The sequence below is a fragment of the Sporosarcina sp. PTS2304 genome, assembly GCF_003351785.1.
Lineage (GTDB): Bacteria > Bacillota > Bacilli > Bacillales_A > Planococcaceae > Sporosarcina.
In genome coordinates this window covers 1,972,118-1,997,801 of the sequence record NZ_CP031230.1, presented here as the reverse complement: position 1 = coordinate 1,997,801, position 25,684 = coordinate 1,972,118, and the positions used below count along the sequence as shown (strand labels likewise).

The 25,684-nt window shown below is 39.4% G+C and carries 25 protein-coding genes; 12 read left to right on the top strand and 13 right to left on the bottom strand.

Features of this window, described 5'->3' with window-relative positions; translation table 11 throughout:
- Positions 1-8: 8 nt before the first annotated feature.
- Both sat and DV702_RS09620 read right to left on the bottom strand, forming a co-directional pair.
- Positions 9-1,151, bottom strand: coding sequence for a sulfate adenylyltransferase (sat, locus tag DV702_RS09625; RefSeq protein ID WP_114924561.1), 1,143 nt, complete (start codon positions 1,149-1,151; stop codon positions 9-11).
- A 67-nt stretch (positions 1,152-1,218) separates the two neighbouring features.
- The gene (locus DV702_RS09620; protein ID WP_114924560.1) at positions 1,219-1,926 is read right to left on the bottom strand and encodes a phosphoadenylyl-sulfate reductase; all 708 of its coding nucleotides are present in this window, start codon (positions 1,924-1,926) and stop codon (positions 1,219-1,221) included.
- A 501-nt stretch (positions 1,927-2,427) separates the two neighbouring features.
- On the opposite strand from DV702_RS09620, the gene DV702_RS09615 reads away from it, so the two are divergent.
- Positions 2,428-3,144 (top strand): YebC/PmpR family DNA-binding transcriptional regulator, encoded by a 717-nt coding sequence (locus DV702_RS09615; RefSeq protein WP_114924559.1) that lies wholly within the window; start codon positions 2,428-2,430, stop codon positions 3,142-3,144.
- Positions 3,145-3,193: 49 nt separating this feature from the next.
- Here DV702_RS09615 and DV702_RS09610 read toward each other — a convergent pair whose 3' ends face one another.
- On the bottom strand, positions 3,194-3,568 hold the full coding sequence (locus DV702_RS09610; RefSeq protein WP_114924558.1) for an SLAP domain-containing protein: 375 nt from the start codon (positions 3,566-3,568) through the stop codon (positions 3,194-3,196).
- Between the two features lie 230 nt (positions 3,569-3,798).
- On the opposite strand from DV702_RS09610, the gene DV702_RS09605 reads away from it, so the two are divergent.
- From DV702_RS09605 to DV702_RS09595, 3 genes are all read left to right on the top strand, one after another.
- On the top strand, positions 3,799-4,266 hold the full coding sequence (locus tag DV702_RS09605; protein ID WP_114924557.1) for a low molecular weight protein-tyrosine-phosphatase: 468 nt from the start codon (positions 3,799-3,801) through the stop codon (positions 4,264-4,266).
- Positions 4,263-4,964, top strand: a complete 702-nt coding sequence (locus tag DV702_RS09600; RefSeq protein ID WP_114924556.1) for an RluA family pseudouridine synthase — start codon at positions 4,263-4,265, stop codon at positions 4,962-4,964. The genes DV702_RS09605 and DV702_RS09600 overlap by 4 nt, the downstream gene beginning before the upstream one ends.
- A 76-nt stretch (positions 4,965-5,040) precedes the next feature.
- Positions 5,041-6,255 carry a carboxylate--amine ligase gene (locus tag DV702_RS09595; RefSeq protein WP_114924555.1) on the top strand — a complete coding sequence of 405 codons (1,215 nt, stop codon included), beginning with the start codon at positions 5,041-5,043 and terminating at the stop codon, positions 6,253-6,255.
- A gap of 49 nt (positions 6,256-6,304) precedes the next feature.
- Here the strand turns inward: DV702_RS09595 and DV702_RS09590 are convergent, their stop codons facing one another.
- Positions 6,305-8,038 (bottom strand): methyl-accepting chemotaxis protein, encoded by a 1,734-nt coding sequence (locus DV702_RS09590; RefSeq protein WP_114924554.1) that lies wholly within the window; start codon positions 8,036-8,038, stop codon positions 6,305-6,307.
- A gap of 291 nt (positions 8,039-8,329) precedes the next feature.
- On the opposite strand from DV702_RS09590, the gene DV702_RS09585 reads away from it, so the two are divergent.
- Both DV702_RS09585 and DV702_RS09580 read left to right on the top strand, forming a co-directional pair.
- On the top strand, positions 8,330-9,373 hold the full coding sequence (locus DV702_RS09585; protein WP_114924553.1) for a lipid II:glycine glycyltransferase FemX: 1,044 nt from the start codon (positions 8,330-8,332) through the stop codon (positions 9,371-9,373).
- Between the two features lie 39 nt (positions 9,374-9,412).
- Complete coding sequence (locus DV702_RS09580) at positions 9,413-10,597, top strand: DEAD/DEAH box helicase (protein WP_114924552.1); 1,185 nt, start codon at positions 9,413-9,415, stop codon at positions 10,595-10,597.
- A 358-nt stretch (positions 10,598-10,955) separates the two neighbouring features.
- On the opposite strand, the gene map is transcribed toward DV702_RS09580, so the two are convergent.
- The 3 genes from map to DV702_RS09565 form a co-directional block, all read right to left on the bottom strand.
- Positions 10,956-11,705: a type I methionyl aminopeptidase gene (gene map / locus DV702_RS09575; RefSeq protein ID WP_114924551.1), complete on the bottom strand. Its 750-nt coding sequence runs from the start codon at positions 11,703-11,705 to the stop codon at positions 10,956-10,958.
- A 94-nt stretch (positions 11,706-11,799) separates the two neighbouring features.
- On the bottom strand, positions 11,800-12,141 hold the full coding sequence (locus DV702_RS09570; RefSeq protein ID WP_114924550.1) for a magnetosome magnetite crystal formation protein family: 342 nt from the start codon (positions 12,139-12,141) through the stop codon (positions 11,800-11,802).
- 1,316 nt (positions 12,142-13,457) lie between these two features.
- A complete protein-coding gene (locus tag DV702_RS09565) occupies positions 13,458-14,195 on the bottom strand; it encodes a tryptophan-rich sensory protein (protein WP_114924549.1) in 738 nt (245 codons plus the stop codon).
- A 221-nt stretch (positions 14,196-14,416) separates the two neighbouring features.
- Here DV702_RS09565 and DV702_RS09560 point away from each other — a divergent pair, with 221 nt between their 5' ends.
- Positions 14,417-14,962: a GNAT family N-acetyltransferase gene (locus DV702_RS09560; RefSeq protein ID WP_114924548.1), complete on the top strand. Its 546-nt coding sequence runs from the start codon at positions 14,417-14,419 to the stop codon at positions 14,960-14,962.
- A gap of 459 nt (positions 14,963-15,421) precedes the next feature.
- Here the strand turns inward: DV702_RS09560 and DV702_RS09550 are convergent, their stop codons facing one another.
- From DV702_RS09550 to DV702_RS09545, 3 genes are all read right to left on the bottom strand, one after another.
- A complete protein-coding gene (locus DV702_RS09550; protein ID WP_114924546.1) occupies positions 15,422-15,997 on the bottom strand; it encodes a beta-class carbonic anhydrase in 576 nt (191 codons plus the stop codon).
- Between the two features lie 107 nt (positions 15,998-16,104).
- A complete protein-coding gene (locus tag DV702_RS17025) occupies positions 16,105-16,245 on the bottom strand; it encodes a hypothetical protein (protein WP_205407160.1) in 141 nt (46 codons plus the stop codon).
- Between the two features lie 106 nt (positions 16,246-16,351).
- The gene (locus tag DV702_RS09545; RefSeq protein ID WP_114924545.1) at positions 16,352-17,584 is read right to left on the bottom strand and encodes an aminopeptidase; all 1,233 of its coding nucleotides are present in this window, start codon (positions 17,582-17,584) and stop codon (positions 16,352-16,354) included.
- A 185-nt stretch (positions 17,585-17,769) separates the two neighbouring features.
- On the opposite strand from DV702_RS09545, the gene motA reads away from it, so the two are divergent.
- Positions 17,770-18,579, top strand: coding sequence for a flagellar motor stator protein MotA (gene motA, locus DV702_RS09540; RefSeq protein ID WP_114924544.1), 810 nt, complete (start codon positions 17,770-17,772; stop codon positions 18,577-18,579).
- The gene (gene motB, locus DV702_RS09535; RefSeq protein ID WP_114924543.1) at positions 18,563-19,333 is read left to right on the top strand and encodes a flagellar motor protein MotB; all 771 of its coding nucleotides are present in this window, start codon (positions 18,563-18,565) and stop codon (positions 19,331-19,333) included. Before motA ends, motB begins: the two co-directional genes overlap by 17 nt.
- A 38-nt stretch (positions 19,334-19,371) precedes the next feature.
- Here motB and DV702_RS09530 read toward each other — a convergent pair whose 3' ends face one another.
- Both DV702_RS09530 and DV702_RS09525 read right to left on the bottom strand, forming a co-directional pair.
- Positions 19,372-19,593, bottom strand: coding sequence for a DUF1128 domain-containing protein (locus DV702_RS09530; protein ID WP_114924542.1), 222 nt, complete (start codon positions 19,591-19,593; stop codon positions 19,372-19,374).
- A 276-nt stretch (positions 19,594-19,869) separates the two neighbouring features.
- Positions 19,870-21,225: an alanine/glycine:cation symporter family protein gene (locus DV702_RS09525; protein WP_114924541.1), complete on the bottom strand. Its 1,356-nt coding sequence runs from the start codon at positions 21,223-21,225 to the stop codon at positions 19,870-19,872.
- Positions 21,226-21,447: 222 nt separating this feature from the next.
- Here DV702_RS09525 and DV702_RS09520 point away from each other — a divergent pair, with 222 nt between their 5' ends.
- The 3 genes from DV702_RS09520 (at position 21,448) to DV702_RS16835 (ending at position 23,335) form a co-directional block, all read left to right on the top strand.
- Positions 21,448-21,885: a YtxH domain-containing protein gene (locus DV702_RS09520; protein ID WP_114924540.1), complete on the top strand. Its 438-nt coding sequence runs from the start codon at positions 21,448-21,450 to the stop codon at positions 21,883-21,885.
- A gap of 35 nt (positions 21,886-21,920) precedes the next feature.
- Entirely contained in the window at positions 21,921-22,868 is a 948-nt protein-coding gene (locus tag DV702_RS09515) for a YihY/virulence factor BrkB family protein (protein ID WP_114924539.1), read from the top strand.
- Between the two features lie 329 nt (positions 22,869-23,197).
- Positions 23,198-23,335, top strand: a complete 138-nt coding sequence (locus tag DV702_RS16835; protein ID WP_162805769.1) for a hypothetical protein — start codon at positions 23,198-23,200, stop codon at positions 23,333-23,335.
- Between the two features lie 157 nt (positions 23,336-23,492).
- Here the strand turns inward: DV702_RS16835 and DV702_RS09510 are convergent, their stop codons facing one another.
- Complete coding sequence (locus tag DV702_RS09510; protein WP_114924538.1) at positions 23,493-25,400, bottom strand: heavy metal translocating P-type ATPase; 1,908 nt, start codon at positions 25,398-25,400, stop codon at positions 23,493-23,495.
- Positions 25,401-25,684 lie beyond the last annotated feature (284 nt).

The following is a 25,684-nucleotide window of genomic DNA, read 5'->3' as shown; positions in this document are numbered from 1 at the left end:
CTTTCTCCTCACTTCACCAGTTCTTTTTCTTTTAAGCCATTGATCAGCACATCAACCACTTCTTTACGACTGAATTCAGCTGGAGGCAGAATACCGTTTTTCAACATTTCACGTACTTTCGTTCCGGATAAAATGACATGATTTTCACTCGTATGAGGGCAAGTCTTTGGTGTAGCCATGTTGCCGCATGATGTACAGAAAAAGCTATGTTCAAAGAATAATAATGTAATACCAATTTCTTCAGCCGTGAAATTAGAGAAGATTTCCTGAGCTTCGTAAGTGCCATAGTAATCACCGACTCCTGCGTGATCTCGGCCGACGATGAAGTGTGTACAGCCGTAATTCTTACGTACCAGCGCGTGGAATATTGCTTCACGAGGACCGGCATACCGCATAGCAGCGGGGAAGACTGCTAATTTCACACGATCGGCAGGGTAGTAGTCACGCAATAGTACTTGGTAACTTTCCATACGAACATCAGCTGGAATATCATCTGATTTTGTTTCACCGACTAGTGGATTAAGTAACAAAGCATCTACAATTTCAAGTGCTGTTTTTTGAATGTATTCATGTGCACGGTGCACCGGGTTACGTGTTTGGAACCCAACAATTTTCTTCCAGCCATTTTCAGCAAATGCTTGGCGAGTTTCTACTGGATCAAAGTAAAATTCCGCAAAGTTTTTTTGTTCAATTCTTTTGATTAATTTGATTGGTCCGCCTACATATATAGGACCGCGATCTAGTAATTTTGCAACACCCGGATGTTCACGGTCCGCTGTCTTATAAACCTTAACTGCTTCTTGTACTTGATCTGGAGCGTATATATCTTGAATTTCAAGCGTTCCGTAAATAGCACCTTCGTATTCTAATAGAACTGTCTCCCCAACTGAATAAAGGGATTGATCATGTATTGGTAAAGTGATAGGTAAACTCCAAACAGTTCCATCGGCTAGACGAATATCATTCACTACAGAGTGATAGTCTTTAGACGTTAAAAATCCTGTAAGTGGACTGTACGCTCCTGTTGCGATTAGCTCCAAATCACTTACAGCTGTCGCATCTATAGCGATTTTCTTTTCGATTCCTTCGATTGAAAGTTGTGGATCATATAAATTTACTAGCTTACCGCCATGTGGTTGTATCGTTGTCATAATATAACACCTATCCTTTTTATTTTATAAGTCATATTGAAATACTTGGTTTTGAAAATAAAAAATTTTACGTATGCAAACCGCATTCTGTTTTTCCACTACCCGTCCATCTTCCAGAACGCATATCTTCTTCTGTAAAAGCTGGTTTTGTACAAGTAGCGCACCCAATGCTCGGGTATCCTTGATCGTGAAGGATGTTATAATCTAGTTGTTGTTTATGAACAAAGCGCCAGACGTCTTTCCATGTCCAATGGATGAGAGGACATACTTTTACTTTTTCAAATCGATTATCAAGATTTAAGTATTCAGTAGATTTTCTGTTCTCGGATTGTTCCCTACGTAATCCAGAAATCCAAGCAGTAGAAGGGGAGATCGCCACTTCCAAAGGCTTAATCTTGCGTAAGTCACAGCACTTATTCGGGTCAGTCTTCCATAAATCCAAACCGTATTGTTCTGTTTGTTCATCTATGGTTAACGCTGGTTGTTGAAGATGAATTCGAAGTTGTGGATAACGTTTTTTTACTTTTTCTATCGTTTCATAAGTTTCCTTAAAATGATAGTTAGTGTCTAGAAAAATAATTTGTGCGTCAGGTTTTACTCGCGAGATCAGTTCTAGTAAAACAATGCCTTCAATTCCGAAGCTACAAGCATAAACGAGTTCTTCTCCATAATGTTCATACGCCCATTCCAATACTTCAGAAGCCCCTTTAGTCTCAGAATCAGTCGGAAACTCCGGTAGCACTGGAGACTCTTTCCACGATTCAAATGTAACCATTCCATCCCCCCGCTTACTTGTTATATTTCCTATAGTTTAGCAGAGAATTAAAAATAGTCAATACTAATTAGAATAGTAGGTTTTAAATTTTTGAATTGTGTAATTTTGGTGAAGATACTATTGTTCGTGGTTCGTTGTACTTTGTGAAAGATTTGGGCTAGTTTAAGACTAGTTGATGTCGTTTCTGAATGTTGAAGGTGATCACTTCACTGTAGTCGATAACTATCTTTTTACTTAATATGGTCACCATACTTTATAACCTTTACGTACTAGCGAAGAAACAACTGCGGGAGGTAATCCCCACGCGCCAAAGCAGCAACAGAAAGCAGAACCCGCACTAATTCTAGAACCCAAAACAAAATCGCGTCACGACCCAACAGCACCTATCACCTGCATAAACTCCAAAAATAAAAAGTTTTTTACTTTTCATGTAAAAAAGCAATTGGTATAATAAAAAGATAGTAAGAAACCATTATAACTATAGGAAAGAGTGTGCACCGAATGGGCCGTAAATGGAACAACATAAAAGAAAAGAAAGCATCAAAAGACGCGAACACAAGTAGAATCTATGCAAAGTTTGGCCGTGAAATATACGTAGCAGCAAAATCAGGAGATCCAAGCCCGGAGTCCAACCAAGCTTTAAAATTTGTGCTCGAACGTGCGAAAACATATAGCGTACCGAAAGCAATCATCGACCGCGCGATCGAAAAAGCAAAAGGTGGCGGAGAAGAAAACTTTGACGAACTTCGCTACGAAGGATTCGGCGTTAACGGATCAATGGTAATCGTAGATGCATTGACGAACAATGTTAACCGGACAGCATCAGAAGTACGTGCAGCTTTCGGTAAAAATGGTGGGAATATGGGAGTTAGTGGATCAGTTGCCTACATGTTTGATCCAGCAGCAATCATTGGAATCGAAGGAAAAACAGCTGACGAAGTACTCGAACTCATGTTGGAAGCAGATGTCGATGTGAGAGATATCGAAGAAGAAGATGGACAAGTTATAGTCTATGCAGATCCTTCCCACTTCCACGAAGTACAAAAAGCATTCCGTCAAGCAGGCGTGACAGATTTCACAGTTGCGGAATTGACAATGCTCGCGCAAAATGAGATTTCATTAGAGGCAGATGCACAAGAACAGTTTGAAAAAATGATTGAGGCACTGGAAGATTTAGAAGACGTACAACAAGTACATCACAACGTAGAGTTAGCATAATAAAAAAACAGCAGTCATTGTAGGACATTTCTACGGTGACTGCTGTTTTTTATTTCACTTCTACTTTCCATTCATCAGTAGGTTCACTATTAACTAGTACTTGACCAGGCAAAAAAACAAATGACCAAGGCGTAGCTGCATAAGGTGGGATATCTAATGAAAGTGAGAAAGTTTCTTGAGCGATCACTTCACCGAGTTCATTGACTACATAAACGTTTGTATCTCGAATCGCGAGGTGTGTGGAACGATTATTTTGCAAAAAAACAGTAGCTACTATACCGCCATGGCGTTTACGTTTTATTAAAATAGGACTTGCAGTAAATTCATCGATAATCGGTTCTTTTGTTGCATATTGTTGAATGAAGGCCAACTTTTGTTGTTCGGACAATGTAGCATCCCATGTTTTTTCAAATACAAGTTGCATACGGCAACCCCTCCTTTTTATACTTTTATATTTCTGGATTTTGTTAGTTTAGTCCTAGTGCTAAGTATAGCATGAATATATAAAAAATGAGACTAATTTCACTTGTAGTTTGTTATTTTTGTGAGATGGTATTTTCTTTTTTTACTGGAAGGATACTGGATGAACAGTAATTGAGAATGATGTATACTACTCTATGAAATGAGTATATTACTAGATAAGGAGAGGGAATCATGATACGTGTACTATTTGTTTGTTTAGGAAATATTTGTCGCTCCCCAATGGCAGAAGGTATTTTCAGGAAGTTAGTCCATGATGAACAATTAACAGAATATATCGAGGTAGATTCAGCAGGAACCAGTGACTGGCATATTGGAAAATCTCCTCACGAAGGAACTTTATCAAAGTTAGCAGAATACGAAGTGTCTGCAGAAGGTATGGCAGCACGTCAACTAACAGTAAACGATGCAGAAGACTTTGATTATATTATTGGTATGGATGCTGAAAATATAGGAAATATTCATAATATATTCGGAGAAAGTAATCATCAGCGAATTATTCGTTTTCTAGATTTAACAAGTCATCAAAAAGATGTACCCGATCCGTATTTCACAGGTGACTTTCAAGAAACGTATGATCTAGTACTAGAAGGTTGTCAGGCATTATTGGACCTTATAAAGAAAGAAGAAGTTTTCTCATGAATATTCCTATTCTATATGAAGACAATCATTTATTAGTAGTAGAAAAGCCGGTAAATATGCCCGTGCAGGAAGATGAAAGTGGAGATTTGGATTTGTTGTCAGCGCTTAAACTAGATATAAAAAGACGTTATAACAAGCCTGGAAATGTGTATTTGGGGCTTGTTCACCGACTGGATCGTCCGGTAGGGGGAGTGATGGTATTCGCAAAAACCTCAAAAGCTGCTTCCCGTCTTTCTGATCAATTGCGCAGAGGGGTAATCGATCGAAAATATTTAGCTATTTCAAGAGGGGTTCCAAAGAAAAGGCAAGATAATTTGCGTCATTATCTTTATAAAGACCGTAAGAAAAATCAAGTGTTCAGTGTCAAAAAAAGTCATCCTGAAGCAAAAATGGCCAGCCTGGATTATCGATTGCTTGGAACAGCCTCGAACAATAGCTTATTAAGTGTGCGTTTGCATACAGGTCGGTCTCATCAAATTCGTGTGCAACTCGCAACGGAAGGTTTTCCGCTGTATGGAGATCAAAAGTACGGTAAAAATGTCAACAAACCCGGAGAGCAAATTGCTTTATGGGCACATACGCTACAATTTGAACACCCAACATCGAAAGAAATTGTCCGTTTTGTATCAGAACCGCCTAGACTGTATCCGTGGGAGTTATGGAAAGACCTTGACGAAACTTTTCAAACATACGGCTAGTGGAAGTTAGCCAAATCTTGACTTACGAATTCAAGGCAACTACACTTAAATGGAAAAACGTCTGCTGGAGGAATTTATGAGCAAGCATCCTTTTATACCGATTATTGTCGGAACGAATATTAATGCCTATAATATGGCTATTTCTTTTCATGAAGAATATGATATTAAGCCAGTAATTGTAGGAAGAGAACCTTTACCTTTTACAAGTTATAGTTCCATTACAAACGTCCAAGAATTTCATCCGGGATTACACGACCCAGAAGTGTTCGTCCAATTTTTACGTGAAGTGGCATCAAAATATCGGACGGCTGATCAAAAATTGCTATTGATCGGTACTGATGATTTGTATGTTCGATTGATTATTGAACAGCGTGAAGCGTTACAAGAAGATTTCTTGTTTAATTATATCGATCAGGATCTAATGAATGAGGTTTATATTAAGAAGAATTTCTATAAGCTTTGTGCAGAACATGGAATCGATACGCCGTCTACATATTTCCATTCATGTCTTTCCGACGAACCTTTTACGGATGAAGTGTTATTTCCAGTCATTATAAAACCGAGTGACGGGGTGCAATATTATCGTCATCCATTTGAAGGACTGCAAAAAATTTATAAAGTGGATACATACGAAGAAATTAATCGTATTATTCAAATGGTGAAAGCGAGTGGATATACGGAAGATTTAATCATACAGGATTTTATTCCTGGAGATGATTCATACATGTGGGATGCTGTCTACTATGCTGATCAACATGGCAAACCTCAGTTAATTACATTTGCACAAGTGGCACTGCAAGAACGGGCGATGACTGCAATAGGAAATTATACAGCGCTCATTACAAGGTATCATGAAGAAATGATGACGAAACTCGTTAAATTTTCAGAAGCGATTGGCTATGTAGGCTATGGTAATTTTGATTTGAAATATGATGCGCGTGACGGTAAATTCAAAGTATTCGAAGTGAATATTAGACAAGGACGGTCTAGTTATTATATTACGCAATGCGGAGAGAATATGGCGAAATACTTAGTAGATGATTTGGTCTACGGTATTGAAAAACCGTTAACGTATTTAGACAAACATTTCTTGTTTACAGTCGTGCCAAAGGCTGTACTGAAGAAGTTTGTTGACAATCCGGAGATGCAAAAAGAAATCCGCTCGCTTATTCGATCGGGGAACTATGGCAATCCGTTGTTTTATAAAAAAGACGGTCATATGAAACGGAAGTTATATATGTTGATGAGACAAATCAATTATTATAAAAAGTATAAAAATGCAACTGAATAAGAAAACCATCCCTGTCGTGTTTGCAGGGATGGTTTTTTGTTGCATCGTATTAATTAAATCTGTCGACAAGATCGTGCATTTTTTCTGCTTCTGTATGAAGATCAAGAGAAGCATGCATAATCGTGTTGATCGCTTCTTTTTGTTCATCAATCGAAGCGTTGACTTCTTCAGTAGCTGCTGCTGATTGTGTCGCAACAGAAGCGATCTGATTGATTGCCTGGACGACGGTTTGACGATTTTCATCCATACTATTCATATCGTTCTCCATTGTGCGCAATAACTCCGTAATGTTATGAATAGAACCTGATAATTGTTCAAATGCATTTTTAGTATCTAAAATTGTACCTTCTTGATTACTCGTTAATTCTAGGGTGTGTTTCATCTGGTTTTCTGCAGACGTCGTGTCTTTTCGAATATGCACTAATAGGTCGCGGACGCGTGTAGTAGCTTCATTCGTATCTTCAGACAATTGACGTACCTCATTAGCTACGACAGCGAAACCTTTTCCGTGTTCTCCTGCACGCGCAGCTTCAATACTCGCGTTCAATGCTAATAAGTTCGTTTGCTCTGAAATGGATGAAATCGTTTGTACGATGGCTTGAATTTCATTCATTCGTGAAACAAGTTGTGAGAAGTTTCCTTGTAAATCATTAATCACGACATTAAAGTTTTGAGAGTTTTCTTCTAAATTCTCTGCCTTCTCCATGCCAGAACTTTGTAATTCATTAATGCTGTGCATTTCTTTAATCACATGTTCATATTGTTCGCTGGCATTAGAGATAAGTGTAGATAAGTTTTCTACTTTTGTAATGGCGATATCTGCTTCTTCAGCTTGTGTTACAGCGCCGGTAGAAACTTCGGTAATCGCGTTATGAATTTCATCAGCAGAGGCCGTAGCTTCTTCTGTTATCGCACTCAGCGTCTCTGAAGAAACTCTCATGCGGTCAGAAGATTTTCTCGTATGCCCTACCATTTCATTTAGGCTGTTTTTCATTTCATTCACATTTTCGGCTAAGTGCCCTAACTCATCTCGGGAACGAATGGGAATATCATCGCCTGTCAATTTACCTTGGGCAATTTCAGCAGTAATCAATCGAATATTTTTGATATACGATGTGAGGCGTCCAGAGAATATGGAAAATAGCGCGACGCCTACAATGACAGATACAATGATAGATAGTAATGTATACCATAATACGTGCTTGGCTCCAGCATTAAAGTCTACCAAATATGTACCTGCAGCGACAATCCAGCCCCAGTGCGGGTCTTGAAGACTATACGTAATCTTTGGCGCTTCGACATTTAAATTAGTAGGAAGCGGCCAATCGTACTGGACATAGCCACCACCACTTTTAGCTTCGGAAATTACTTCACGAATGAAATATCGGCCGTCTTTTGTCTTGGATTCGTACAAGCTTTCCCCTTCTTTTTGAGGATGAACAAGTAAAGTACCTTCTTCATCTACAACATAAAAGTAGAAGTTTTCCCCGTATTTAGCGGGGTTGTCTAATGTACGTTTTCCGTCAGCGTTCATCGGACCCATAATTTTAGTCTTTGCTCTTTCTTGGGCTTCTTTTAGAGTGAGTGTGCCATTCTCCACTTGCACGTTCAACTCATCAATTAAGTCTAAAACAGCGTACGTGCCATTCTGTAGTCCCATTTCTCCGACTTTTTCTAACTCTTGCTTTGCAACAAAGTAGTTAACGATCCCTACAGCTAGCAGTGGGATTAAAATAACCAATGATGCAAGCGCTATCAACTTATTGCGTACCGAACCCCTCAATATATATTTCCCCCTTTTGTTACTACGAGTGAAACCTTTATCCCTATCTATTAGTATAGGCTATTCTGATTAATAACGGAATAGCCTCTAGTAGTAAACGAGAAAAAATTGTGAAATATCGCGATAATATTTAAAAGTTCCGTTACACTTGCCGTTTCTTGACTTGAAAAATGCAGTAGGCTACACTTAATAGAGCTATGGCTTTATTGTTCTATTGACTTTCTCTCTTTTTTTCATGAAGTGGGACGTCCATACAAACAAAGCTAGAGTAACGTAAGGAGTGTTCCAGCAGTGCCGATTTTAGACAAGAAAAATGTAGAAGACGTGAAAAGATATGAAATGTTCGTAAGAAATTCTCCATATCGTTCGATTACACAAGACCCCAATTGGGCTAATGTAAAAGACGATTGGGGAAATGAGCAAGTGTATGTAGAACGTGATGGAGAGATTGTAGCTGCCATGTCGTTGCTCATACGAAAAGTGCCGGGTGGATACTCGTTGTTGTATGCTCCACGAGGCCCTATTTGCGATTTGCATGATCAATCACTTGTAGAAGAGTTGATAAAAGAAGCAGAAGTACTTGTGAAGAAATATAAAGCATTCGCATTAAAAATGGATCCGGAACAACTGTTCACTAAAGAGTTGGACGAGATGTATCGAAACGCAGGCTATAATGTGCGTAACGAGGGTGCGGGAAAAGAAGATTTAATACAGCCTAGATACAATATGATCGTGAAATTGACCGATGAAGATGAAGAGTCACTTATGCTGAAATTCCGTGGAAGAACGCGTAGTAAAATTCGTAGTTCAGCGCGTAATGGAGTAGAAATTACATATTCTCGAAGTGACGAGTATCTGCAAAAGTTTTTTGAAATTCATGATGAAATGTCTAAGCGCAATCAAATTTCTATTCGTTCATACGATTATTTCGTTAAAATGCGAGAAGCTTTTGATGATTTAAGAATTTATTTGGCCAAGCATGAAGACGACTATTTAGCAGGTGCAGTGACAATTAACTACAATGGCAAACTATATTATTTATATGCAGGAAGTTCTAATGTAAAACGAAATTTGAACCCGAGTTATCTTATGAATTATGAGATGATGAAGTGGGGGTTAGAAATCGGTGCTGAACAATACGATTTAGGTGGCGTATTCGTTCTTGATAGTGAACAGGATGGTTTGTATAATTTCAAAAATAGTTTTTGCCAAAAAGATGGAGTGACGGAATTTATCGGGGAAATTGATAAAGTATACAACCCACTCATCTATAATATGTTCGTTAAAGTTGTGCCTAAAATACAAAAGCTGAAAAAGAAGCTTCAGAAAAAGTAAAGTTGTAAACAAATTCCACTATAGAGAAGAGTGAACCGAATGACTTTCTTAGATGAGCTGAATGAATCTCTACGTACAAAATGGAAGTTTAAACAGCCGATGCCTATTCAATTACAGATGATTCCTGAAATGCTGGCTGGCAAAGACATTGTAGCTGAATCTCCTACGGGTACCGGGAAAACATTAGCTTATGCGTTGCCGGTCATTCAGATGGTAGACGGTGAGTTACCAAAAACACAAGCATTAATCATCACCCCTTCACAAGAATTATCTATGCAAATAGTTAATGTAATTCGTGATCTAGTTGAAGGTACTTCTGTAACAGTTACGCAATTAATAGGCGGAGCCAATATGCAACGCCAAATTGAAAAGTTAAAGAAGAAACCGACGATCGTTGTCGGTACGCCGGGGCGTCTAAATGAATTAGTAAAAGAACGAAAGTTGAAGATGTATGATATTCAACATGTAGTCATAGATGAAGGGGATCAATTATTATCTCGTGAATACCGTGCACTTGTAAAAAGTTTAATCGAAGCGACGAATCCGAATCGCCAATTAGCAGTTGTTTCCGCTACCATAACAGAAGAAATAGAATTGGTAGCTAAACATATGATGCAAAACCCTATTCGTCTGCAAGTAAATGCGGAAGATATTCCTGATGTTGGTCAAGTGATTCACTCATATGTTAAGGTGGATGATCGAAAAAAAACTGACGTGCTGCGCGGGATTTCTGCCATATCGGGTGTACGTGCATTAACATTTATGAATAACGTAGATCAGTTGCGTATGAAAGAATTAAAGTTATTGTATAACGATGCACCGATTGCTGTTCTTTATTCCGATATGAAGAAACTTGACCGTCAAAAGACTTTAGAAGATTTCAGATCAGGGGCGATTCGTATTTTGATTGCGACAGATCTGGCAGCCCGCGGATTAGATATTGAAGGTTTGACGCATGTTATCCACGTAGATGTACCGCACACGCTGGAACAATATGTCCACCGTTCCGGACGAACAGGGCGTGCGGGTGCAGATGGGGAAGTATTGACTCTTTTATCTTATGCGGAAGAGCGGGATTATCGTAAAGTGACAAAAGGTATCAAGACCGTACAGAAGGTTTGGTACAATGGTCAACTCATCGAAGGTAATGCGAAAACGATAGAAGACATGAAAAAAAGCGTACCGAAAAATTCTAAGCCGAAAACAAAAAAGAAAAAGAAATAAAGAAAAAGGGGCTGTTTAATAGACCCCTTACATAAACAAGGCAGAGAAAAACCATTCATTTTTCTCTGCCTCGTTTTATTGATAGGCACTTCTTGTGGAAAGTAGTCATCTTTTCTGTAATGCATCATTCGCAAGTAGTGGCATAATCGCAAATACACAACCTTCTGTGTACAGAGTCAATTATGAACGAGCGATTCTACAAGATACACGACTTTTCACATCTATGAGCCAACGCAGTAAATAAAAGCAGGTTGTTAGGTGCAGAAACGACAAAGAAGCTACTACTGTGCAAAAAAAGAGGCTATCACAGAACATCAGATATTACTGACTTTCTTGATAGCCTCTTTTACTGTATCCATCAATCCAAAGAAGTTAAAATAATCGGTTCACCTTTTGTAACAACAATAGTATGCTCAATTTGAGCGACTAGTGACTTGTCTGGTGTGACGAATGTCCATCCATCGTCTAACTCCACGACATGTTCTGCCTTTTGTGAAATAAACGGTTCTACTGCCAATACCATACCGTCTTTTAATAGTTCCTTATCCCAAGGATCAAAATAATTCAAAATGTGCTGTGGCTCTTCATGGAGAGACGTACCGATGCCGTGACCCGTTAAGTTTTTAATGACATGTAAGCCGTTGTCTTTAGCTTCACGCTCTACGGCTTTACCAATCTGATTTAAACTAGAACCCGCTTTTACTTTTACTAACGCACGTTCAAGTGCAGACTTCGCTACATCGCATAGTTTCTGTTTGTTTTCATCAGGTGTTCCAGCTACAAAGGAAATCCCTGTGTCTGCGAAGTATCCGTCCTTTGAACCTGACACATCTATATTTACTAAATCTCCGTCTTGAATTACATAACTGCTAGGAATACCGTGAGCTACTTGGTGATTGACACTGATACATGTGTAACCAGGGAAGTCATATTGATCAATCGGTGCAGAAACAGCGCCTTTTTCTGCAAATAAACGACCAGCCATTTCATCTAATTCTTTCGTAGTGATGCCCGGTACAGTAGCATCCTTTACTGTTTCTCGAATTTCAGCGACAATCCGACCGATGGCGCGTAATCCTTCCAATTGTTCATCATTTTTTACAATCATATTCACAAGTCCTTTCTTCCGTACAATATATTCAATTCATACTATATCATACTCTATCAGAGTCTTTTTAATGATTTGCACAAAACGTCTTGGATTATTTCAAGACTTTAATCCCTTGATACACGTTCCATACAACTACGATCAGAAATAAAACACTGTACAAAATGACGAATAGTAAAGGAAGTGCGCTCCAAGCGACAAATGTGCTATCGATCATTGTAGTAGAGTGAGTAGTAAAAGATAGGATAGAAAAGGTCCATAGGATAAATCCAGCAATTAATAAAGCCATTGGAATGATATGTGACAATAAAGACTTTTTCGCATGGCATTTGACTTCGTATTCATCCGCAACAAAATAAATGATGACGGGGAGGAGTAAAGGTGCAAAAAACACGCTGAAATAACAAAGTGAAGATAGTAGTTTTGAATTTGACATAGCGTAACCTCCAATATCCTATAGCATGATAGTTCATACTCTAACATATACCCTACTTTTTTGAATCTTCACATGAAAAAAAGATATTGGACAAAATCATACTTGCTGATTAACTATAATATGTATAATCCTTTCTTTTATTTAAAAATGAGTAGGCGGCAGAAATAAGTGGTTGACTATGACGATTGGATGGAGTGAGGCTGACTTAGAGAGTCTTGCGGCTTGCGCTTCCAGACGATACGCTTTCCGGAGGGGGCGCGGTGAACCGTCAAGCGTTGCGGGTTACGCCTGTCAAATGCAAAGATGTGCTCCTTCTCGCTACGCTTCACTCGCAAAAGCCGTCCTTCGCTACGGCTTTTCCTTATCCTCCCGGAGTCGATCGTCTGTAAGCTCCAAGCCGGACTTTGTGTGTGCAAGACAGTTTGATCACTCTTTGTATGTGGTGAAAAACAAGTAGAATTGTCTGATATAATCTGACCGCTTTTGAAGTTAGAAAGCGGTGAAGTGTTATCAGCTACTATGACTGTTTTGATGAACTGAGTAAAAAAATAAATGACCCTATATGCATTCAGTCAGGAAGCAGAACTTACCCTACCGCAACTTCTGGACGAACACCAACTGACTTCCCGACACAAACTCAAGGATTCTCCCGGAAGAACCGGCGACTCCTGGAGGATCAGGACGACAGGCGTAATCGAAAGCGAACTTCTGGCGAGTCCGCCGCGTCCCCTCAGGAAAGCGTCCGGTTCTGTAGGGAGAATCCTAACACGTATACTTATTTTCTGCACCGCACTGGAAAAGTCACTTACCACATTCCAACTTCTGGACGAACACAGACTGACTTACGAACACAAACTCAAGGATTCTCCCGGAAGAACCGGCGACTCCTGGAGGATCAGAGCGACAGGCGTAATCGCCAACGCACTTCTGGCGAGTCCGCCGCGTCCCCTCAGGAAAGCGTCCGGTTTCTCTCGGGAGAATCCTAGCACGTACACAACTTTTCTGCACCGCACTGGGTAAGTCACTTCCGCCACTCTAGCTTCTAGACGAACACCAACTGACTTCCCGACACAAATTCAAGGATTCTCCCGGAAGAATTCTAACGAGTACACTAAACCTTCAACTACCCGTCAAGACCATCTCGTTTCAAAAAAATTTCTTTAGATAATCAACAAGCTTAGAAAAATCTAAATAATGCATGAGGAAATTGATTCTCATGCATTAGCGGTGTCTAACTATTTATTCATAACTATAAATTTTTTATAAGCTTTGCATACCGTAACAGAATAGACTAATTTTAAGCTGTTTTCCAACTGCTAGAAAGTTTGTGGGGGAGATTGACGCTTCTTTATAAAAATAAGAAATCCTATGACAGCCGAAAGAAATAAAGCAGCTGTAGAAACGAATAATTCATCTGTCCCGTTTTTTATAGCAATGCCGATAAACGACCAGATAATGATTAGATTAAATAAAGAATCACGATAATGATATAAAAAGTGAAGTGCGATCGCTGTAGTTAAACTCAAGAAGATGACAGTCCATAACGGATCACTTAATCCCCAACCGGACCAATCATGAAATTTAAAAGCATAGTAGCTATTGGCAATGACAGCGATAAAAATCCAAGCCATATAAGCAGAAATAGCCAACCGTTCGCGGTTTGAACTTTCTAATGTAGGATAGCTGAAGTAAAAGATCAATAAACAAATTAATAAGCCGATCACACTAACAATTGCCCAGTAATAATAGCTGTAATGCCATAGTAATAACCAAGCGATATTTAAAAAGCAACTGACGCAAAAACAGATTGAACGTATAGTCGCCTTCGAAGATGATAATCTAGAAAATGTTTTAAAAAATGAAAATAACCACGTAACTAAAAGTAAATCCAGTACGACCCATATAGAAAAAACATACTCAGCTGGCATAAACAACACAGGAACTCGATTAGCAATTTCCCATGTAGTAAACCCATTCAGTGGAAGTAAATTTGCGGCTATATGAGTTCCAATCATGATGAGTAACGAAAGTACCATCAAAATAATTCTAAGCATGATAAAATCCTCCTGAAGAATAGTATACAGACAATCGGAGAGGATAGATGATGAAAGTATGAATTTTCCTTTACAAATGATAAATGATGGCATTCTATTGTCTTGCAGTAGTAAAGAATACTATAATGTAGTCAGACAAGAGGAATTGATTCTCCATTTTATTCATAAACATGAAATGAATTGTTAATAAAAACAGACTGTGTCGTAAAGGATGAGGAGAAATGATTTTACTTGAAGGAGAGCAGTGCTATTTACGGATATTAACTGAAGATGATGCTTATCAGTTCACTCAATTACTATTAGCAAATAGAGAGTACTGGACCGAGTTTGAACCACGACACGATAATACGTACTATACGGTATCTATGCAACGAGATAAAATCCGTGAATCCCTTTATCAGATGCGTGATCGTAGAGAGTATAATTTCGGAATTTTTGACGCGCAAACTAGTATGATTATTGGACAAATATCCCTGTATAGTATTAAGCGACTGCCGTTTTCCAGTGGGTTTGTAGGATATTCGATTGATCAAAGACAAGCAGGCAGGGGAATCGGTACGGAAGCAGTCAGGTTGGTCAATCAGTTTGCCTTTGAGAAAGTGAACTTGCATAGGGTAGAAGCATATGTCTCTCCGCGTAATGTCGGTTCTGTAAAAGTTTTGGAAAAGGCAGGATTTGAACGTGAAGGTTTATTACGGGAGTTATTGTACATTAACGGTGTTTGGGAAGATCATTTTATGTACGCAATGATTGAACGTGATTATTGAAAGGGCAAGACCGCATGGCGGAAATGGACAGCTAAATTAAAGAACCGACTCTTGGAATAATGAGTCGGTTATTTTATTTGTATGAAGTCAAGCCTGTTGATCATTAAAAGAAAGAAATTGTTTTTTTGAAATAAAATGCTCTTGATCAGTATTTGTAGAGGTAGTAAATCCTTGAGCTAGGCGTCCGCAAGTCAGTTCGTGTTTGTTCAGAAATTGGAGTAGGGTAAATGACTCTTCCTTTGCGATACAGTGAAATAGTATACACATTAGTATTCCCCCTACAGAATCGGACACTTTCCGGAGGGCACTCGGTTCGCCGGAAAGCGTATACGTCTAGAAGCGCAAGCCACAAGACACTTCAGATCAGTGTCACTCCATCTTATCGCCATAGTCAAAATCGCTCATAAATGAATAAATTATACATAATATGGTTAATTGATAGGCTTCGTATGAAGTGCGTCAAATAGTTTCTGTTGATTTGTAGCCGTTTTCGATCACATCAAGCTTACCATTTTGCGGATTGATCACAAGTCCATGAACATTGACATCACGAGGAATTAACGGATGATTCTTAATGGCATCGACACTTTTCTTGACACTTTCAGTGACGTCACTGAAGCCGTGAAGCCAAGCCTCCATATCAATTCCCGAATACTCCAGTGTTTTAAACATCGATTGATCGATCCCTCGCTCGATCATACTGTTTACAATACGAGACGTGTCAATCGAACTCATTCCGCAATCGTGATGACCGACAACATATACTTCGTCAGCTTGCAGTTCATACACTGCAACTAATATACTTCGCATAAGACCGCCAAAAGGATGAGTAATAATTGCACCCGCACTCTTGATGATTTTCGCATCGCCATTTTTTAAATTCATAGCTTTAGGAAGTAGTTCAATCAGTCTTGTGTCCATGCAAGTTAGGATGACAATCCGCTTATTTGGAAACTTCGTGGTGACAAACTCTTCGTATTTTTTATCTTCTACAAACGATTCGTTGTAATTCATAATTTCGGATAATGATGTCATGTAATAACCCTCCAGGACCTATTTATTGTTAAAAGAAAAGAGTCGCCTAAAGGGCAACTCTAAATTACGCGGAAAACCTGTATCCGAACTATCGGACTTTAAACAGATTAGTTTCTGCTCTCAGGTTTTGGATCAATAATCACTGAGTCAGATGAATCCAATGCGCCAGCTAAAAAGTGCATTGTAAACCAAGATGCTAGTCCAAGTACGACCATGTAACCGATAACTGTAGTGTACATTAAGCCCATTTATAAGCCCCTCTTTCCATTAGTGATATGTTCTCGTACTTATTATACACGATTTTCAGATGAATTTTAAGGGCTACTAAAAACTTTGAATGAAAAGTGACGGAATTTAGAAAGCCCAGTTACCTTTTCGGAAAATCGGTTCAGAAGTACCGTCTGACAAGGTTCCGTCAATATTCATCTCGTCCGAACCGATCATGAAGTCTACGTGAGTTAAGCTTTGATTTAGTCCGTTTTCCAATAATTGATCAGAGTCCATTTCTTTTCCACCATCTAAACAGAAAGCATATGCGCTGCCAATCGCTAAATGATTAGACGCATTTTCGTCAAACAGTGTATTGTAGAACAGTGTATTAGAGTTGGAAATAGGCGAATCATGTGGAACTAGTGCCACTTCACCTAAATACTTCGCGCCTTCATCTGTCTCAAGTAACTGCTTTAAAATTTCTTCGCCTTGTTTAGCGGAAACGTCAACAATCGCTCCATCTTTAAATGTTAGTTTAAAATTGTCGATAATTGTACCGGCATAGCTTAATGGTTTTGTACTGGACACATAGCCGTTCACTCCAGTTTTCAGCGGAGCAGTGAAAACCTCTTCTGTCGGCATATTGGCCATAAATTCATGGCCTTTTTGGTTGACACTGCCTGCTCCACACCATAAATGCTTTTCTGGTAATTCTATTGTTAAATCTGTACCGGGAGCTGTATAATGGAGTTTCAGATAATGTTTTCCATTTAAGTAATCTACTTTTTCATGTAAGTTTTCATCATGTCGCAACCAGGATTCGACGGGGTTCGGCAAATCTGCACGTACGGCTTTTAAAATTGCCTTCCAGAGAGCGGGCACTTGCTGATCTTTTGGATGATTTGGGAACACTTTAGCAGCCCAGGCAGTAGATGCGGCTGCAATTACAGTCCAACTGATCTTATCAGATTGCATCGCTTGACGAAATTTGCTTAAAGCCGTGCTAGAAGCTTTTTGATTGTCACGAATACGGTTTGAATCAATACCATTCAACAAATCAGGATCCTGTGAAACGATTGACATGAAAGCAGCACCTTTTTCTGCTAATTGTTCTCGTTCCATCTTTTTCCACGATGGGAATTCAGTAAAAGAATCGTCTGGTGCTTTTTCGTAACGTAGGCGAGTGACTACATCATCTACCCAGTCTACAAACACTTGACGAGCACCTACTTCATAAGCTTTTTCGACAATAAGACGTACAAATTGTGTGGTTTCGGTAGAAGCACTAATGAATAAATATTGGTCAGGCTGAATATTTACCCCTACTTTAACTGCTAGTTCCGCATAGTTGGAAAGTTGATCTTCAAAACGATTCATCATGACATCTCCTTTTTACATAGTATGTCAATAGTAACAAGTGTATATTATCATTCGCAACGATAAAGCATAGTGAGCATAGAAAACGACATAAATATCTACGAATAGTGACCCGTTCTTCTAAAGAAAGATAACTAATGACCGAAATAATAAGAAGAAGAACGCAGGACTTGGAGGCTTTTAATATGGATTTATCCACAGTAGTAGGATTAATACTTGGTTTCGTGGCATTGCTTGTCGGGATGACGCTTAAAGGTGTAACGCCTGACGCATTGATTAACCCCGCAGCCATACTCATCATCATCGCTGGAACGATTGCGGCTGTTGTTATCGCATTCCCGATGACTGAGTTGAAAAAAGTACCTAAATTATTCAAAATTATTTTTACCCAACAAAAATTTACTTCCGATGCAGATTTAATCCGTTTATTTTCTTCTTGGGCAGATGTAGCGAGACGTGAAGGATTACTGGCATTAGAAGCGAAAACTGATGAGATTGATGATCCGTTTTTAAAAAATGGATTAGGTTTGGCGATTGATGGGCAAAATGCCGATTACATCCGTGACGTACTCAGCGAGGAAGTAGAAGCGATGCAAGAGCGGCATTCGGTAGGAGCATTGATATTCACGCAGGCAGGAACATACGCACCTACACTTGGGGTTTTAGGTGCCGTTGTCGGATTGATTGCAGCTCTTAAAGATATGAACAACATCGATGCATTAGGTCATGCTATTTCCGCAGCATTTATTGCTACGTTATTAGGGATTTTCACAGGTTATGTTTTATGGCACCCATTTGCTAATAAACTGGTACGTAAATCGAAAGAGGAAGTACGACAGCGGTCGATGGTTATCGAAGGGATTCTTTCAGTTTTAGAAGGAGAGGCACCGCGTGTGATTGAGCAGAAACTAGCATCTTATCTATCTGTTGAAGACCGTAAGAAGTTAGCCATGGACAGCGGCGAAGGAGCTGGTAAGGTTGGCCAAGAAACGTAAGAAGAAAAAGACTGAAATAGAACATATTAACGAATCCTGGCTGTTGCCGTATGCCGATTTATTGACATTATTACTTGCACTATTCATTGTCTTATTTGCCACTAGTTCCGTAGACGAAGGACGATTCGCACAAATGTCTCAAGTGTTCAATGAAATATTCGATAGTGGCGGAAATGGTATTATGAGTGAATCAGCACCGACAACTACTCCTGTACCTGATGATTCAGTCGGGGAACTTGAAGATAATTCCTCTTATCTCGAAGACCAAAAGTCGCTTGGTGAAATGCAGGCGGACTTAGATGAATATATTGCGGTAAATGAGTTGGAAAACCAGTTTGATACCGAGTTGACGGGAGAAGGATTGTTACTGACGATTCGAGACAGTGTTTTGTTCGCATCAGGTGCAGCAACGATTACACCTCAATATAAGAACCTAGCAAGTGATATTTCCAAGCTATTGACGCTGGACAGGCCACGGCAAGTCATCATTACAGGGCATACAGACAATATACCGATCAATAATGCGCAATTCTCTTCAAACTGGGAGTTAAGCGTAATGCGTGCAGTGGAATTTTTAAAAATCATAGTAGAAAACAATGAAGTAGATCCGAATTTATTCAGTGCCAAGGGGTATGGGGAGTACAAGCCGATCGTACCGAATGACACGATGGAAAACCGAAGTAAGAACCGTAGGGTAGAGGTATTGATTCAACCACTCGTGATGGAAGACGGTACAGCGATCATTCCTCAATAAAGTAGTAAACTAAAAAGACTCCCGTGTGGGAGTCTTTTTTAGTTGCGCATAGAACCAAGTTCCGCTGCGATGGCTTGCATTTCATTTGGCGTAATATTATCACGCTTCATAACCATTTCATACATATAATGCAAATCTTCATACTGCTCCGTACTAAAGTTTTCAGCACGCATTGCATCAACGTTCACCATACGTAATTTTTCTTTGATTTTTTCGATCATATATGCAATATTCTCAGGTGATTGTACAGATAAATCCATGCGAGTACCGCCTTTCTATCTTATCGAATCTATCATTTCATGAAAGCGATATACTGTCAACTGAACTGTTATTCCATTAAAAGTCTGTTTATTATCCAAACAAAGGAATTGGCATTTGGAAATGAAGTGCTTTTGACAAGTAATTGTAGAGGTAGTGTATCGTCTGGAAGCGCAAGCCGCAACACACTTCAAGTCAGCCTTACTCCATTCAATCGCTTTTAACTAAATGAATGAGTGAATGATACATCATATAGTGAATTAACAGTCTTGATTCTATTACTTTCGTTGTTCTTCACGCTCTTCATCTATTTTATTTTTGAAACGTTTAGTTTCCATTATGACGATACCCGATAGACCGAGAAGTCCAATCAAGTTCGGAATAGCCATTAAACCGTTCAATACGTCCGCTAGAATCCAAACAAGATCCAACGATGCAGTAGCACCAACGTAAATGAAGGCTACAAAAACTACTCGGTAAAGTAATACAGCTACGCGATTAGGAACTAAGTATTGGAAACATTTCTCTCCATAATAACTCCAACCTAAAATAGTAGATGTAGCGAAAAATATGAGACCAATCGATACGATAATCGGTCCAGTACTACCAAGGAATGAACCGAATGCAGCGGCAGTCAACGCTCCTGCATCAATAGAAGTATCTTGCCATTGATTACTCATGACGATGGTAACTCCTGTAATAGAACAAATGATCAATGTATCAAACAAAACTTGTGTCATAGATACGAGTGCTTGACGCCCAGGGAGATCAGTCTTAGCAGCTGCGGCGGCAATCGGAGCCGATCCTAGACCCGCTTCGTTTGAGAATAGACCTCGCGCTACTCCAAATCGGATAACCGTACCAATCGCACCCCCTGCAACTGCTTGACCAGTAAATGCATCACTGAAAATCAATGCAAAAGCTGCGGGTACATGTTCGAAATTCAACACCATGACTACTGCGCCGGCGATGAAATAGAATAATGCCATAATAGGGACGAAAAATGCCGTTACGCGACCAATTGACTTAATACCGCCGAGTATAACGAGTGCCCCGAACGCAAACAATGCGATTCCGGTAATGTAATGAGGAACTTCGAATGTATTGCTCATAACGTCAGCGACAGCTTTAGCTTGTGTCCCGTTACCAATCCCGAATGCAGCTAGTGCACCGAAAATAGCAAACAATACACCCAACCACTTTTGTTTTAGTCCATGTTCTAAATAGTACATCGGACCGCCTGCCATTAATCCATTCGAGTCTTTTACGCGGTACTTTACGGCAAGAATGGCTTCACTATACTTTGTGGCCATTCCGAAAAATCCAGCAAGCCACATCCAGAAAATAGCTCCCGGACCACCAGCTACTACTGCAGAAGCGACTCCGACAATATTACCAACCCCTACTGTAGCGGCCATTGCCGTCATTAGTGCTTGGAATTGTGAAATGTCTCCATCAGCTTTCTTATCGTGCTTTCTTGAAAATACTTGTTTTAGTGAATAGGGCAATAAGCGCAATTGAATAAATGTTAAACGAAGTGTCAAATAAATTCCGGTACCGACTAATAAAATGAGCAATGGTGGACCCCAAATGATATTCGAAGCACTATTTAAAAAGTCTGTAATCTTTTCCATTCCATCCCCTCCAATTTTTTCTATGATGTCTAGGCTTTATTCTAAGATCGGCTGATCCTCCCCTTTCAGAGTAATCTATTATTTATATGTTATTGTTAATAATCCAAAAAATAGAACGCTACGTCAAGCCTTTTTTAAAATAAAGTATCACATTGATTGTTTGGTAACTGGCAGTGTGGGTATAATGAAGTGAAAGGTTAACGTAAAAGGAGGCGAAAGTTCATGGGTTCTAATAAGTTAGGAACATTTATTGTAGGTGGCGCGTTACTTGGCGCGGCGGTGAGTATGTTAGATCGCTCGACAAGGCAGCAAACGGTCACATTGGTAAGAACTTCATTTGAAAAAGCGATGTACTACAAAGAAAACCCTGATGTGATGAAAAAACAATTGACGGAAAAGAAAGACCAAGTACAGACATTAATTGAGCAAGTTAAAGGTGATGTGGAATATGTCAAATCTCAAGTAGATGAGATCAAAACGTTGACACCTCAAGTAAAAGAAATGTTTGCAGATACAAAAGAAGCGTTTGCAGATTCTAAATCGGAATATGAACAGATCATCGATGATGAAGCGAACACGTCAAGTGCTTCGGAAAGTGCGGATGATTCATTACCTCCGATGGTTCAAAAAAAAAACGTGATACCACTAGAAACTCAATAATTACTAATACGATTAACGAAAGGGGGACACATGAGATGAAAGATCATGAAAGTGTCCCTTCTCCAGCTTCAGAAGATGCTTCTGCAACTGATAAAGTGAAGAAGTTTATCAAGGATGTAAAAGAAGGGGAAGAGGAGGATTTTGATCCGGCTACAACGAGTGGATTCTTTAAGCAATTAATTATCCGTGTGAAAGAAGTGGATATATCTGCATCAGGTTCACAGTTAGCCTTCTTTTTCCTATTGTCGTTATTCCCTCTATTAATCTTCCTTTTTACGTTGTTGCCATATTTGAATTTAGATCAAAGCCAAATTTTTATGTTCATTCGTGAATATGCACCAGAAAGTACTGCCGCTTTAATAGAAAATACATTGTCTGAAGTTCTTGACAATAGAAGTGGCGGTTTGTTATCGGTTGGTATTCTTGCTACGATTTGGTCTGCTTCTAAAGGAATGAGCGCAGTGACGAAAGGGTTAAATCATGCATATGAAGTAGAAGATGATCGTAACTTCTTCGTTTCGAAAGGTTTGTCAATCGGATTTACGATTATGCTGATTGCTACTGTTATTATCGCTTTAGTATTGCCGATATTTGGAGAGCCAATCGGTAAGTTCTTATTCTCATTTATGGGATTAGAGGATTCATTTTTAACGATTTGGACATCGCTTCGTTTCGCCATTCCGCCAGTACTAATATTTGTTGTATTTTCATTATTATATTGGCTAGTTCCGGATATGAAGTTGCGTTATAAAAGTGTAATCCCTGGTTCTATTTTTGCTACGCTTGGATGGATCATAACTTCACTAGGGTTCTCTTTCTATATTAGTAACTTTGGAAGTTACGCTAATACGTATGGTAGTATAGCAGGTATTATCGTATTAATTATGTGGCTTTATTTATCAGCTATTATTCTCATACTGGGCGGCACGATTAATGCAGTTATGAAAGAACGTTATGATAAAAAAGAGCACGTAACTACGTAAAATCGACTGAGGAAATTTTAAAAAGGGGCCGTCCAGAAAGTCAGTGAGAACTGATTTTCTGTGACAGCCCTTTTTCTCATGAAACGAATAGAAGAATCCTTTCTTCGCCGTTCCTTTCCGTTCCAGGCGGACGCGTTCGGGAGGGGTCGCGGTGAACCATACCGCTCCGCTAGCGCTACACCGGATGTTTTACTTGTCGACCTGATCCTCCCCGAGTTGCCGCCTGGAACGAAAATCCACTCGATATCTTACTTCAAATAGGTACAAAAAAATCGCCCTTTCTAGTAGAATAAAGTTACCAAACCCACTCTACGAAAGGACGATTTTTTATGCGCGATCCAAAGATTACTTACGAACAGTACACCACAGAACAACTCACTTTTTCTATAGAAGAACATACGGCATCGCTCCGTAGCCTTGAAAAGGTTCATACGGAGTTCGGAATCGTCGCAATGGTTCACAGTTGAAAGTATCCGCGGGCTACTTACAGCTGCGAACGACTACAAACCAAAATCAGGCAGAGAAAAACGATTCGTTTTTCTCTGCCTAATTTATTTTAGGGACTTATTGGACAGCCCCTACATAGAAAAAAGCATGAAGGCGAATGTCTTCATGCTTTTTAATTTATGCATCTATTTTATTAAGCATCCGTAAGCCGTTAAGTATGACCAATATCGTACTACCTTCGTGTCCAATTACGCCTAAAGGTAAGTCCACTACTTGCATGAAATTTGCAATGATCAGGATCGCGATGACCGCAATAGAGAAAAAGACATTCTGCTTAACGATTCGTTGCATTTTCCGTGAGAGTTTAATAGCGTAAGATAGTCGGTTCAAGTCATTTTGCATTAAAACAACGTCAGCTGTCTCAAGCGCTACGTCCGTACCTTCCCCCATTGCGATACCAGAAGTTGCTGTCGCAAGAGCAGGTGCGTCATTGATCCCATCTCCTACCATACCTACTGTCCGATACTCTTCCAGCAATTTCTTGATGTGCATTACTTTTTCTTCCGGCAAACATTCAGCTACATAAGAATTTACGCCAACTTCCTCTGCAATTGCATGGGCAGTTGTTTCGTTGTCTCCGGTTAACATCACTGTTTGAATACCGAGAGATTGCAGGGCTTTGATAGAAGAGACGGCTTCTTGTCGTAAAGTATCTTTCAATGCTGCCAGTGCAACAATCCCTTGCTCATCTTTCATGAAAATCACTGTTTTCCCTTCATTCGCAAGGGAAGCGGCAATCGCACCTTTAAAGTTTTCGACTAAATCTACACCGACAAATTTAGGGTTACCGATAAAAATATTTCCTTTTGTTGTTTCCGCTTTGATACCGAATCCAGGAACATCTTCTATATGAAGATCACGTTCAGGAACTACTTGCTGTTCATCCGCGTATTTAGTGATCGCTTTAGCTAACGGGTGATTAGACATTGCCTCAATTCCCGCAAATAGAGCAAGCGCTTCTTTAGGATCTGTTCCTTCCCGAACGATGAAATCCATGACGACTGGCTGCCCAGTTGTTAATGTACCAGTTTTATCAAAAGCAAAGGCATTTAACGTACTCAAATGTTCTAAATGGACACCACCTTTAAATAATACTCCTCGTTTAGCTCCATTGGATACAGCCGCTAATGTAGCTGGCATAATGGAAGCCATTAGTGCACAAGGGGAAGCGACGACCAACAATACGATTGCACGGTAAAATGTTGTCGTCCAATCCCAATCAAATAAAAGGTGGGGAAGGAACATCATGATAACGACCGCAACCAATACAATTTTCACATAAGAACCTTCAAATCGTTCAATGAATTGTTGAGAGGGCGATTTTTCACTTTGTGCATTTTGAACCATCGCAATAATTTTTTGAAATAAAGTTTCGGAGCTTGGCTTTGTCATAGTCATACGGATTGCTCCGCTAATATTCACTGTTCCGGCAAATAGCTCATCATGCTCTTCCTTAGTTACTGGTATAGACTCCCCATTGATTGCAGACATATCGATGGATGTAATGCCGCTCACTATTACACCGTCTACAGGAACTCGTTCTCCGGGTTTTACAAGAAGAGTATCGCCAATCGACAAAGAAGAAATAGATACTTTTTCTTCGATGCCGTTTTCCTTCAGTAGCCACGCTTCTTCAGGCTGCATTTCCATCAATGAAGATATCTCTTTATGACTCTTATTTAATGTGTATGTTTCTAGTGCACCACTAATGGCGAAAATGAATATTAAAATAGCACCTTCCGCCCAGTAGCCAATAATGCCAGAGCCGATCGCTGCAAAGATCATTAGCATTTCAACATTCAATTCTTTATTCTTAATCGTCTCTTCAATGCCTTCCTTAGCTTTAGCATAGCCACCTATTAAAAAAGCAATGATATACAAAGTGACCGAAAAAGCCCCCGTACCATTTTTACTCAATAGCCAGGCGGCAATAATTAATACACCTGATAGAATCGCAGCGATTAACTCTAATCGAGCGGACCAATCAATTTCTTGTTTAGGTTGTTCCGTTACATGGATTGTCATTTGATCTCCTCCTAATTGATAATGAATTTCAATTTCAAATCTCTAATTAAAGCAGGAAAGCCGATTCTACATTAGTAGAATCGACTTCTCGGGCGTCTAAAGAGAATAATTATGAAGTTATAATTATTATTATCTATAGTATATCAGTTATTGAGAAAAAGTGTTACAAAAAGCATGTAACTAAAAAAAGACCACCGATAACTGACCTATAAGCCATTACGTAATAATTACTTGTAGCTAATGGGTACAGTGTAAGCGAAGCATTAGGAGCACACTTCATTCAC

Bases quoted from the DNA above. Each gene is read 5' to 3' on its own strand.
- sat (WP_114924561.1), bottom strand. From the start codon at position 1,151: ATGACAACGATACAACCACATGGCGGTAAGCTAGTAAATTTATATGAT.
- DV702_RS09620 (WP_114924560.1), bottom strand. From the start codon at position 1,926: ATGGTTACATTTGAATCGTGGAAAGAGTCTCCAGTGCTACCGGAGTTT.
- DV702_RS09615 (WP_114924559.1), top strand. From the start codon at position 2,428: ATGGGCCGTAAATGGAACAACATAAAAGAAAAGAAAGCATCAAAAGAC.
- DV702_RS09610 (WP_114924558.1), bottom strand. From the start codon at position 3,568: ATGCAACTTGTATTTGAAAAAACATGGGATGCTACATTGTCCGAACAA.
- DV702_RS09605 (WP_114924557.1), top strand. From the start codon at position 3,799: ATGATACGTGTACTATTTGTTTGTTTAGGAAATATTTGTCGCTCCCCA.
- DV702_RS09600 (WP_114924556.1), top strand. From the start codon at position 4,263: ATGAATATTCCTATTCTATATGAAGACAATCATTTATTAGTAGTAGAA.
- DV702_RS09595 (WP_114924555.1), top strand. From the start codon at position 5,041: ATGAGCAAGCATCCTTTTATACCGATTATTGTCGGAACGAATATTAAT.
- DV702_RS09580 (WP_114924552.1), top strand. From the start codon at position 9,413: ATGACTTTCTTAGATGAGCTGAATGAATCTCTACGTACAAAATGGAAG.
- map (WP_114924551.1), bottom strand. From the start codon at position 11,705: ATGATTGTAAAAAATGATGAACAATTGGAAGGATTACGCGCCATCGGT.
- DV702_RS09570 (WP_114924550.1), bottom strand. From the start codon at position 12,141: ATGTCAAATTCAAAACTACTATCTTCACTTTGTTATTTCAGCGTGTTT.
- DV702_RS09565 (WP_114924549.1), bottom strand. From the start codon at position 14,195: ATGCTTAGAATTATTTTGATGGTACTTTCGTTACTCATCATGATTGGA.
- DV702_RS09560 (WP_114924548.1), top strand. From the start codon at position 14,417: ATGATTTTACTTGAAGGAGAGCAGTGCTATTTACGGATATTAACTGAA.
- DV702_RS09550 (WP_114924546.1), bottom strand. From the start codon at position 15,997: ATGACATCATTATCCGAAATTATGAATTACAACGAATCGTTTGTAGAA.
- DV702_RS17025 (WP_205407160.1), bottom strand. From the start codon at position 16,245: ATGGGCTTAATGTACACTACAGTTATCGGTTACATGGTCGTACTTGGA.
- DV702_RS09545 (WP_114924545.1), bottom strand. From the start codon at position 17,584: ATGAATCGTTTTGAAGATCAACTTTCCAACTATGCGGAACTAGCAGTT.
- motA (WP_114924544.1), top strand. From the start codon at position 17,770: ATGGATTTATCCACAGTAGTAGGATTAATACTTGGTTTCGTGGCATTG.
- DV702_RS09530 (WP_114924542.1), bottom strand. From the start codon at position 19,593: ATGGATTTATCTGTACAATCACCTGAGAATATTGCATATATGATCGAA.
- DV702_RS09525 (WP_114924541.1), bottom strand. From the start codon at position 21,225: ATGGAAAAGATTACAGACTTTTTAAATAGTGCTTCGAATATCATTTGG.
- DV702_RS09520 (WP_114924540.1), top strand. From the start codon at position 21,448: ATGGGTTCTAATAAGTTAGGAACATTTATTGTAGGTGGCGCGTTACTT.
- DV702_RS09515 (WP_114924539.1), top strand. From the start codon at position 21,921: ATGAAAGATCATGAAAGTGTCCCTTCTCCAGCTTCAGAAGATGCTTCT.
- DV702_RS16835 (WP_162805769.1), top strand. From the start codon at position 23,198: ATGCGCGATCCAAAGATTACTTACGAACAGTACACCACAGAACAACTC.
- DV702_RS09510 (WP_114924538.1), bottom strand. From the start codon at position 25,400: ATGACAATCCATGTAACGGAACAACCTAAACAAGAAATTGATTGGTCC.